Source organism: Plantactinospora solaniradicis (assembly GCF_042658085.1).
GTDB lineage: Bacteria > Actinomycetota > Actinomycetes > Mycobacteriales > Micromonosporaceae > Plantactinospora > Plantactinospora solaniradicis.
Map to the genome: position 1 here is coordinate 26,874 of NZ_JBHSPR010000085.1, position 10,030 is coordinate 36,903.

General features: G+C 73.0%; 8 protein-coding genes. 3 read left to right on the plus strand and 5 right to left on the minus strand.

Going from position 1 to position 10,030, the window contains the following annotated elements; genetic code table 11:
- Positions 1 to 19 precede the first annotated feature (19 nt).
- Positions 20 to 1,402, minus strand: a complete 1,383-nt coding sequence (locus tag ACFP2T_RS43910) for a glycoside hydrolase family 6 protein (protein WP_377433063.1) — start codon at positions 1,400 to 1,402, stop codon at positions 20 to 22.
- Between the two features lie 383 nt (positions 1,403 to 1,785).
- Between ACFP2T_RS43910 and ACFP2T_RS43915 the strand changes: the two genes are divergently transcribed.
- Together ACFP2T_RS43915 and ACFP2T_RS43920 are read left to right on the plus strand one after the other, a co-directional pair.
- Positions 1,786 to 3,273, plus strand: a complete 1,488-nt coding sequence (locus tag ACFP2T_RS43915) for an ankyrin repeat domain-containing protein (protein ID WP_377433529.1) — start codon at positions 1,786 to 1,788, stop codon at positions 3,271 to 3,273.
- Positions 3,274 to 3,392: 119 nt separating this feature from the next.
- Complete coding sequence (locus tag ACFP2T_RS43920) at positions 3,393 to 4,337, plus strand: anti-sigma factor RsbA family regulatory protein (RefSeq protein WP_377433064.1); 945 nt, start codon at positions 3,393 to 3,395, stop codon at positions 4,335 to 4,337.
- Between the two features lie 22 nt (positions 4,338 to 4,359).
- Here the strand turns inward: ACFP2T_RS43920 and ACFP2T_RS43925 are convergent, their stop codons facing one another.
- From ACFP2T_RS43925 to ACFP2T_RS43935, 3 genes are all read right to left on the minus strand, one after another.
- Positions 4,360 to 5,667 carry a cation:proton antiporter gene (locus ACFP2T_RS43925; protein ID WP_377433065.1) on the minus strand — a complete coding sequence of 436 codons (1,308 nt, stop codon included), beginning with the start codon at positions 5,665 to 5,667 and terminating at the stop codon, positions 4,360 to 4,362.
- 133 nt (positions 5,668 to 5,800) lie between these two features.
- Positions 5,801 to 7,945, minus strand: a complete 2,145-nt coding sequence (locus tag ACFP2T_RS43930) for an ATP-binding SpoIIE family protein phosphatase (protein WP_377433067.1) — start codon at positions 7,943 to 7,945, stop codon at positions 5,801 to 5,803.
- A gap of 131 nt (positions 7,946 to 8,076) precedes the next feature.
- A complete protein-coding gene (locus tag ACFP2T_RS43935; RefSeq protein WP_377433069.1) occupies positions 8,077 to 8,289 on the minus strand; it encodes a hypothetical protein in 213 nt (70 codons plus the stop codon).
- 143 nt (positions 8,290 to 8,432) lie between these two features.
- Between ACFP2T_RS43935 and ACFP2T_RS43940 the strand changes: the two genes are divergently transcribed.
- Positions 8,433 to 9,632 carry an MFS transporter gene (locus ACFP2T_RS43940; protein ID WP_377433071.1) on the plus strand — a complete coding sequence of 400 codons (1,200 nt, stop codon included), beginning with the start codon at positions 8,433 to 8,435 and terminating at the stop codon, positions 9,630 to 9,632.
- 53 nt (positions 9,633 to 9,685) lie between these two features.
- Here the strand turns inward: ACFP2T_RS43940 and ACFP2T_RS43945 are convergent, their stop codons facing one another.
- Positions 9,686 to 9,958, minus strand: coding sequence for a hypothetical protein (locus ACFP2T_RS43945; protein ID WP_377433073.1), 273 nt, complete (start codon positions 9,956 to 9,958; stop codon positions 9,686 to 9,688).
- Positions 9,959 to 10,030 lie beyond the last annotated feature (72 nt).

The following is a 10,030-nucleotide window of genomic DNA, read 5'->3' on the forward strand; positions in this document are numbered from 1 at the left end:
CGGTCGCGGTTCCGTGGAGCTAGCTGGTGCAGGCGCTTCCGTTCAGGGTGTAGCCGCTGGGCGCGGCCAGGGTGCCGCTGTAGGTGCCCTGGAACCCGATGCTGGTGGTACCGCCGGTGGGCAGCGACCCGTTCCAGGCCGCGTTGCGGACCGTGATCTGGGTGCCGGACTGGCTCCACGTGCCGCTCCAGCCGCTGCTGAGCCGCACGTTCGACCCGACGGTGAAGACGAGCGTCCAGCCGTTGACGGCCGCGCCGTTGTTGGCCACCCGGATCTCGGCCGTGAAGCCGCCGGTCCACTGGTTGGCGGTGTAGCTGATCTGGCAACTACCGCTCGCGGGCGGGGTGGTCGGCGGTGGGGTGGTCGGCGGTGGCGTGGTGGGCGGAGTGGTCGGTGGCCGGGTGGTCGGCGGCGTGGTGGGCGGGTTGGGCGCGGCCATCGCCAGGTCGTACGCGCGCTGCGGGACGAACTGGCCGGCTCCGGCGATGCAGCCGTCGGCCTCGCCCGGAAGCTTGATCCACAGGAACGCGTCGACCGCCGCGTCGCCGGTCTGGTTCGTGCTGGCGGTGCCGATCGCCCGGCCCGCCGGGTCACACCACTCGCCCCGGGCGTCGGGGCCGTTGCCGTTGCGGCTGGTGTCGACGACGATCTTCAGTTGCGACGCGCCGGTGGCCGCGACGACCGCCTTCGCGTAGGTGACCGACTCGGCGGTGGTCCGGTAGTTGGAGACGTTGACCGAGATCCCGTCGGCGCTGTTGGCGATGTCGGCGGCGACCAGCCGGGAGGCCATCGCCGAGGGGGTCAGCCAGGCGGAGTGCGCCGCGTCGAAGTAGACCCTGGCCTGGCTGGAGGCGGCCTTGAAGGCCTTGCCGGCGTACGCCATCGACGCCTGCGTCTCGGCCTGCTGCGAGGCGCTCTGGCAGTCCGACATCAGGGCCAGTACGTCCGGTTCGAGGATGATGCTGGCCGGGCGGCCGGCGAGACCGGCGGCCACCTGGTCGACCCACTGGCGGTACGCGGTGTGGTTGGGCAGGCCGCCGCTGCTGGCGCCGCTACAGTCCCGGTTGGGGATGTTGTAGACCACCAGGATCGGGATCTTGCCGACCGCTGCGGCGGCGCCGACGAACGCGTCGACCTGGGCGCGTACGGTGCTCGGGTTGTTCTGGGTGAACCACCGGCCCTGCGGAGTGTTGACGATGCGGTCCCGGATGACGGCGGTGCGTGAGTCGTTCGGGTTGGCGGCCACCCAGCGGGCTGCGCTGGTGTCCGGGTCGACGTAGAACGCCGAGTCGGCGGCGAGGGCCGGGGCGGAGTTCAAGAGGCCGACACCGACCGCTGTCGTTACGGCGAGCGCCGTTACGGCGACGGCACCGGCCGCGGCGAGCGCGGGTCTGAGGTGCATGCGGTACTCCCTTCGGAACGGTGGGAGATCGAGGGGCATCGCTGGAAGCGCTCCCATAGACATCGACAACGGTAAGGCCATGTTGCGTCCGTGTGAAGCCCCGGTTTCCGGAACCCGACATCGCCGCAGGTCATCGGGGCGGCGGCGGGGTCCCACATCCGATCACCAACCTCGCTCCGGCCCAGGCGGGGCGGCCGGAGCGAGGTGTTCCGGGTAACCTGGGTGCGGCTCACCGGGAGCCTCCGGTCCGCGGGAAGGGCAAAGCCCACCGGTGGAGCATCGGCGTCGGAACGCCCCGGCGCCCACCCAGCAGCGTGGCCGATTTCCTCCTTTCGCCCGACGACGCGGACCGCGGGCTACGAAGGGAGTTCCCTGTGCCGACCATGCCGCTGCCCGCAGATCCGAACCTCGAACAGCTGCGCCACCGGGCCCGCGCGCTGCAACGGGCGGTACGCGCCGGAGATCCCGCCGCGCTGGCCCGGGTCGCCGAGCACCACCCGGCGGGCGTACCGGCGGAACCGGCCCGCGCCGGCTTTCCGCGCAACGCCGCCCAACTCGTGATCGCCCGGGAGTACGGCTTCGCCGGCTGGCCCCGGCTCAAACGGCACCTGGACGTGGTCACCCGCCACCGTCGGGACCCCGACCCGGCCCCGCCGCCCGGCGACGCGGCGGCCGAGTTCTGCCGGTTGGCGTGTCTCAACTACGACGACGACGGGCCACGGCGGTGGGCCGAGGCCCGCCGGCTGCTTGCCGAGCGGCCCGACCTGACCTCGGGGAACATCTGGGCCGCCGCCGCGGCTGCCGAGCCCGTCACCGTCGCCCGGTTGCTGGCCGGGGCTCCGGAGCTGGCCGGGCAGGACGGGCCGCCGTACGGCTGGACCCCGCTGTGCTACCTGGCCTACTCGCGGCTGGATCCGGCGGTGCCGGCCGAGCCGGTACTGGCGACCGCCCGCCTGCTGCTGGACGCGGGCGCCGATCCGAACGCCGGCTTTCTCTGGCACGGCCTGCCGACACCGTTCACGGTGCTGACCGGAGTTTTCGGCGAGGGCGAGCAGGGGCCGGGTCGGCAGCCCCGGCATCCGCACTCGCTCGCCCTGGCCCGACTGCTGCTGCGGGCCGGTGCCGATCCGAATGACGGGCAGGCCCTCTACAACCGGATGTTCGGCCCGGACGACGACCACCTGGTGGTGCTCTTCGAATTCGGCCTCGGTTCGGGGGACGGCGGCCCGTGGCGACAGCGGCTCGGCCCGATGGTCGACCCGCCCGCCGTACTGCTGCACCGCCAGTTGGACTGGGCGGCGGCGCACGGCTTCGCCGACCGGGTACGGCTGCTGCTCCGGCACGGCGTCGACGCACGGACGCCACCTGCCGGCGGGCGTACCCCGGTCGAGGTGGCCGCGGCGCACGGCCACGCCGAGGTGGTCGAGGTGCTGGTCGGGTCGGGCGTTCCCCGGCCGGTGCTGCGCGGGGTCGATGCCCTGGTGGCCGCCGTCCTGGCCGGCGATCGTCGCCGGGTGGCCGGGCTGCTGGCCGCCGCCGTCGCCGGGCATCCCGCGCTGCTGCTCCGGGCGGCGGATACCGGGCGCCCGGAAGCGGTCGAGCTGGCGGCCGAACTCGGCTTCGAACCGGACGCCACGGTGGACGGAGCGACCGCGCTGCACTGGGCGGCCTGGCGTGGGCATCTGGAGGTGGCCCGCCGGCTGGTGCGCATGGGAGCCGACCTGGGCCGCCGCGACGACCGTTACCACGGCACCCCCGAGGACTGGGCCGGACACGCTCACCGGGACGAACTGGTCGACTACCTGATCGTCCAGGCACGGGGCCGGTCCGACCCATCGTTCGATGCGAATAGTCCGGAAATATCCGACTAACACCCTGGGTTCTGCCGCTGACTCTCCGTGGCTACCCGTAGCCGGCGGCGCGTAGGCTGCTGATCGGAGGTGAGGATGGACGCGTCACGGGTGGATGCGTCGGGGGCGGCGGGCAGGCCATGACCTTCGAGTCGGACACGGGGCCGGAAGCGGGATCGCTGCGCCACGACGCGCTCTTCTACCGGGACGACGACGACTACGTGACCAGCATCCGGTCGTTCGTCGAAACCGGACTCGCCGCCGACGAGCCGGTCCTGATCGCGGTGCCCGGGGCCCGGCTGGACCTGCTCCGGACGGCCCTCGGTGCCAGCACCGACCTGCGGTTCGTCGACATGGCCCGGGACGGGCGCAACCCGGCGTGGATCATTCCGGGCGTCCTGCACGCCTTCGTCGCCGAGAGCGACCGGGTCCGGGTACGCATCGTCGGTGAGCCGATCTGGCCGGGCCGGTCGGCAACCGCCTATCCCCGGTGCGTGCAGCACGAAGCTCTGATCAACATCGCCCTGGCCGAGCAGCCGGTCAGCATCCTCTGCCCGTACGACTCGGCACGGCTGGACGTCGACGCCATCGCCGACGCCGCGAGCACCCATCCGTACCTGATCAGAGGCGGCGACCGGCAGCCCAGCGCCGGCTACGGCCGCCCCGAGAACGTCGTCGACGCCCTGAACCTGCCCTTTCCCGCACCGGAGCCGTCCGCGGCCACGCTGTTCTTCGACGCCTCGGGACTCTCCGAGATGCGCGCGATGGTCGCCACACTGGCCTGGCAGGCCGGACTGCCGGCCGAACGGGTCGAGGACCTGCGGGTCGCGGCGAACGAGATCGCCACCAACGCCGTCGTGCACTCCGGTCGGCCGGCCATGGCGCGGGCCTGGCTCGACGAGGAGGGCGTGGTCTGCGAGATCACCGGATCCAGCGTGCTCACCGACCGGCTCGCCGGCCGGATCCCGCCGTCGCCGGTCAGCGACAGTGGCCGGGGCCTGCTCCTGGTGAACTACCTGTGCGACCTGGTGCAGGTGCACACCGACGACACGTCCACCGCCGTCCGGCTGCACATGTATCGGTGACCCGGGCGACCCCGGCCGGGTCTCACTCCTGGGCCGCCGCTGCGGGGGCACGACGGGCCCGGGGCACCCGCGCCCCGGCGGAGTCGTCGGCGCTTCCCGGTGTGTCTCCGTCGAGGAGTTGCATCACCGGGGTCGCCGCCACCCCGTGTACGACCACGGAGACGATCACCGCCAGGCCGGCCGTCGCCCACAGCAGGTCGGTTCCGGGGAAGTAGGCGTGCGTGGTGGCGTACGCCAGGTAGTAGAACGTCCCGACGCCGCGGATGCCGAACAGGGCGATCACCCACCGCTGCGCGGGCCGGCCCGGGGTGCCGAGCAGCGACAGCCAGCCGGTCAGGGGACGTACGACGAAGACCAGCGCCAGGGCCACCGCCACCGCCGGCCAGGTCAGCGGGGCCAGCAGCCCGGTGACCACCGCGCCGCCGAGGAGCAGCAGCAACAGTACGGTGAGCAGCCGCTCGACCTGCTCGGCGAAGTTGTGCAGCACCTGGTGGTACTCGTGCGACCGTTCCGCCGCCCGGATCGCCCGAGCCGTCACGAAGACGGCGACGAAGCCGTACCCGCCGACCAGCTCGACCAGGCCGAACGACAGGAAGGTGGCGGCCAGCGCGAGGAAACCCTCCGAATGCCGGGCCAGCCGGAGCTTGTTCGACCTGGCCCGGAAGAACAGCTTGCCGAGCAGCCATCCCACCAGCAGCCCGCCGGCCACCCCGACCAGGATCCGGTAGCCCACGTCGACGGTCAGCCACTCGCCCAGCCAGTTTCCGGGCGCCAGGCCCGCCGTGGCGATGGCGATGGCGGCGTAGACGAAGGGGAAGGCGAGCCCGTCGTTGAGTCCCGCCTCGGCGGTCAGGGCGAACCGCACCTCGTCCTCGGAATCCTCGACGTCGGTCGGCTCGCCGACCTGCACGTCGGAGGCGAGCACCGGGTCGGTCGGTGCCAGCGCGGCGGCCAGCAGCAGTGCGGCGGCCGGTGCCAGGCTCATCCACCACCAGCCCAGGACCGCGACCGCGGCGATGCAGAGCGGCATGGCGATGGCCAGCAGCCGCCAGGCCGAGGACCAGCGGCGACGGCCGAGCGGGCGATCGATCTTCAGGCCGGCGCCCATCAGCGCCACGATCACGCCGATCTCGGTGAGCTGGGTGGCGATCCCGGCGTGGCTGAGCGGATCCGGTTCCGGCAGTCCCAGCGGCAGCAGGAAGACGACCATGCCGAGGCCGAGGAAGGCGATCGGCATGGAGAGCGGCCGACGCTCCAACACCCGGGGGAGGATGCCGGCGAGCAGAGCACCGAAGCCGATCAATGCGTACGCGACAGCGGAGAGATCCACGCCGCCAACCTTGCCCCGCAGGGCCGGTTCGCACGCCTCCGGCACGGGCACGCGTGCTGGTCGATCCCGCCGTCGGGTCGGCCCCCGCGCCGGATCGCGCGTCCTGCCCCAGGTCAGCGGGGTGCGGCGGCGGTCAGCCCGATGCCGCCGGCCCGGGCGGGATCAGGATCTCGAACCAGACCGTGGAGCCGCGGACCGTCGGATCGGTGCCCCAGGCGTCGCTGAGTTGCTCGATCAGCCCCAGACCGCGACCCCGGCTGCTGAGTTTCTCGGTCCGGGTCCGGGTCACCGAGCCCCGGGTGCCGCTGTCGGCGACCGAGACCAGCAACCGCTCCGGGCTGAGGTCGATCTCCACGCGGGCGGCGGTGCCGGCGTGCAGCAGCGCGTTGGTGGTCAACTCGCTCGTGCAGAGCACCGCCCCGCTGATCACCTGCTCGGGCACCGCCCAGAGGGTCAACTGGGCGTTCATCCAGTGCCGTACCCGGCCGGGCGCGGTCGGCTCCGCCGGAACCTCCATGCTCGCCGACCGGCTGGGGGTGGTGGCGTGCTCGACGGCGAGCACCGCGACATCGTCCTCGGTGCTTCCCGGAACCGCGCCGGTGGCCAGCGCGCAGAGGGTACGGGGGTCACCGGTGGCCGCCCCGGCCAGGGCGGTGGCGAGGGTGTCCAGCCCTTCGCTCAGGCTGCGCTGCCGGCGCTCCACCACCCCGTCGCTGAACAGCAGCAGGGTGTCGCCCGGCGGAAAGTCCACGGTGACCGTCGCCCGTGGTCCGTCGAGCCCGAGCGGCACGCCGGGCGGCACGTCGACGTACCGGACGGTGGCCGGCTGGCCGGGGGAACCGCGCCGGATCAGTGGCGGGGGATGACCGGCACTGGCGATGGTCAACCGGCCGCTTCCCGCCTCGATCAGTCCGTAGACCACGGTGACGAACAGTTCGTCACTGTGCGCCTGCGCGCTCAGGCTCGTCACCATCCGGTCCAACCCGGCCAGCACCGGTGTCGGGTCGGCGTCGCTCAGCGCGAGCGCCCGCAGCGCCGCGCGTACCTGCCCCATCAGGGCGGCGGCCTGTACGTCGTGGCCGGCGACGTCGCCGAGGACCACGGCCAGCCGACCGTCCGGGAGCGTGAAGGCGTCGTAGAAGTCGCCGCCCGCCGCGTTGCCGTCGACGCCCGCGTCGTAGCGGGCGGCGATCCGTAGCAGTGGCAGGTCGGGCAGATGCTCCGGCAACATGCTGCGCTGGAGCAGTTGCGCCGTGCCGTGCTGCGTCTCGAACCGCCGGGCCCGCTCGGCGGCCTGGGCCACCAGTTCCGCGGACGCGGTCAGCAGGGCGCGCTCCGGGGGCGGCCAGAGGTGCGGCTGCCGGTAGGCGACCGCGAGCCCGCCGCGCAGGGACGGCGTACGCAGCGGCAACGCGGCCAGAGCGCGGATCTTCTCGTCGTGGCGGTCGACGGCGTTGTGCAGGAGCGGCTGACCGTCGCTGGCGAACATCGGCGTACCGCTGTCGGCCGTCAGCACCAGCGGCGCGCTGGAGCCGGCGTCGTGCCGACGCCACAACGGGGGAAGGCGTTCGTCGGCCTCGTCCAGCACCTCGCCGCGGATCCGCCGGACCACCCGCCAGCCGTTGCCGTCGTCCACGCCGAACTCGGCCTGGTCGGCACCGAACGTCGAGACGGCGCTGCGCAGCGCGACCCGGGCGACGTCGTCGAGAGTGAGGGTGCCGGACAGCGCCGACGCCAGCTCGCTGAGGTTCTGCAACCGCTGGGTGACCTGGGTCGTCTCGGCGGTCACCGTGAGGACGCCAATGATCTGTCCGGTCGAGTCCCGGACGGCGGAGTAGCCCCGGGTGAAGACGGACTGCTCCGATATCCCGGACTCCTCGCGCACGATCGGTAGCGGGGTCTCCCGCTCCAGGAAGGGCTCGCCGGTCCGGTAGACCCGTTCGAGCACGTCGCCGACGCCCGGCACGTGCCATACCTCGTGGAACACCTCGGCCGCGGGCCGGCCGAACGCGCCCGGATGCTTCGGCGTGATGAGTTGGGCGAAGCCGTCGTTGTAGATCAGCGCCAGTTCGTCGCCGTACGCCAGGGCCATCGCGACCGGGGCGGAGAGCACCAGGTCGACGACCGCGCGCACGGCGGGATCCCAGTGTTCCGGGGGACCGAGCGGGGTGTCGAGCCAGCGCAGGCCGGCCGGAGGCGCGACTCTCGGATCGGCGGTCGGCAGCGCTCCGGCCACGGTGGAGGGGGGAGCGGGAACCCGCCCGACCGTGCCTGGCATGTCAGCAGCCTAACCGGAACCGCCGAATCCGCTCGCCGGACCGGATCGGAGGAGCTGCCGTCGGGCTGCGGCCCTGGTCAGTCCGGGCCCGGCGGGCTCGACGGGCCCGGTGGTCGCCCGGGGTGGGGTGGCTACTCGGCCGAACTGGCGTCGGCCGGGCGACGCCGCATCGCGTCGTCGGCCAGGATCACCGTGGCGACCATCATGGCGACGCAGAGGCTGAACAGCCAGGAACCGTCGTCGACCAGCCGGGCGGCGACGGGAGCCTGGAGCGCGGTGAGCAGGAAACCGAGCCAGGCCAGCCGGCGCTGCCGCGTCGAGAGAAAACCAGGAGCCTGATGCATCCCGAAATTCTGCCCTGACGGCGGCCGATCGCCGTCACCCGTTCGGACGATTTGAGGGCGACCTGTCCGCTTGATCCATCTCTGGCACCACGGGTCCGCATCCCGGTGGAAACCCGCCCGCCTCTCGGGCATGATCGACGAGCGTGTCCACCACCTCCCGCACCACCACCACTGCGACCTCGCTGCTCGTCCTCGCCTATCTGGCCTTCGTCAGCCTCGGCCTTCCCGATGGCCTGCTGGGCGTCGGCTGGCCGTCGATCCGGTCGGACTTCACGGTCCCGACCGAGGCCGTCGGGCTGCTGCTGACCTCGGGCACCGTCGGCTACCTGGTCTCCAGCGTCGTCGCCGGCTTCACCATCGCCCGGCTCGGCGTCGGTTGGCTGCTGGCCGGCAGTACCGCGCTGGCCAGCCTCGCGCTCGCCGGTTACGCCGGCTCGCCGGGCCTGCCCCTGATGGTCGGCTGCGCGCTGCTGTTGGGACTCGGCTCCGGTGCCATCGACGCGGGGCTCAACGCGTACGCCGCGGGAGCGTTCGGTCCACGCCACATGAACTGGCTGCACGCGTGTTTCGGACTCGGGGTCGCCATCGGGCCGCTGATCATGACCACGGTGCTCGGTGCCGGCCTGGCCTGGCGCTGGGGGTACGGCATCGTCGCCGCCGCGCAGGCCGTGCTGGCGCTGGCCTTCGTCCTCACCGCCCGGAACTGGGCGCAGCACCGGGCGGGCCCGGGCGGGCCGACTCCGACCGACGTCCCCGCCCCGCCGGCCGGTCCGGTACGGATCAGGGCCACCCTGGCGCTGCCGGCGGTGTGGTTCGGCGCGCTGACCTTCGCGGTGTACGTGGCGATCGAGGTGGCCGCCGGGCTCTGGGCGTTCCTGCTACTCACCGAGAACCGGGGGATGAGCGCGACCGCGGCGGGCCTCTGCGTGTCGCTCTACTGGGGCAGCCTCTTCGTGGGGCGGGTCGTGCAGGGCCTCTTCGCCAATCGGCTGAGCACCCGGTCGGTGCTGCTCGGCAGCATGCTCGGGATGGCCGCCGGGTCGGCGCTCGTCGCCCTGCCCGGACCGGCCTGGCTGGCGGTGCTCGGCCTCGCCATCATCGGGTTCGGTGCGGCTGCGGTCTTTCCGCTGCTCACCCTCACCACGGCCGAGCGGGTGGGCCAGCAGCACGCCGATCGGGCGATCGGGGTGCAGATCGGCGCGGCCGGGTTGGGCGGAGCCCTTCTGCCGGCCGCGCTCGGCGTGCTGATCGGCCGTACCTCGGTCGCCGCGCTCGGACCCGCGCTGGTGGTGGCGTCCCTGGCCATGCTGGCGCTCTACTGGGCGGCCAACCGGCGCCGTTGACCGGATGGATCACGCCCGGCCGTCCCCGCGACCTCCGGTGGATCGTCGCCGGATCAGTGTGGTCCGGACCGGCCGGTGGTCGACGGCCGGTACTGGCGCTGGTCGTCGGTGGTCTGGGCGGCGCGATCCTCGCCCGCCCGCGTGTCGGCGGGCAGATCCTCCTCGGCCGCCTCCGGCCCGTGGCCGAACGCCGACTCCGCACCCGCATCGTTACCGGTCACGTCGTCGACCTGCCCGTCAGGGGTCGAACTGGACATCGCCCGTTCCAGTTCGCGTAGCGGCAACCGCTCCTCGTCCCGCCAGACGTGCCTGTCGTTGTCGGTCATGTACCTGGCCCTACCCGCCCGGTGGACGGACAAACGCCGGCCGGGTGCCGCGCGGTGCCGTCGACCCGGACA

Coding starts and splice junctions, on each gene's coding strand:
- ACFP2T_RS43910 (WP_377433063.1), bottom strand. CDS start 1,402: ATGCACCTCAGACCCGCGCTCGCCGCGGCCGGTGCCGTCGCCGTAACG.
- ACFP2T_RS43915 (WP_377433529.1), top strand. CDS start 1,786: ATGCCGCTGCCCGCAGATCCGAACCTCGAACAGCTGCGCCACCGGGCC.
- ACFP2T_RS43920 (WP_377433064.1), top strand. CDS start 3,393: ATGACCTTCGAGTCGGACACGGGGCCGGAAGCGGGATCGCTGCGCCAC.
- ACFP2T_RS43930 (WP_377433067.1), bottom strand. CDS start 7,945: ATGCCAGGCACGGTCGGGCGGGTTCCCGCTCCCCCCTCCACCGTGGCC.
- ACFP2T_RS43935 (WP_377433069.1), bottom strand. CDS start 8,289: ATGCATCAGGCTCCTGGTTTTCTCTCGACGCGGCAGCGCCGGCTGGCC.
- ACFP2T_RS43945 (WP_377433073.1), bottom strand. CDS start 9,958: ATGACCGACAACGACAGGCACGTCTGGCGGGACGAGGAGCGGTTGCCG.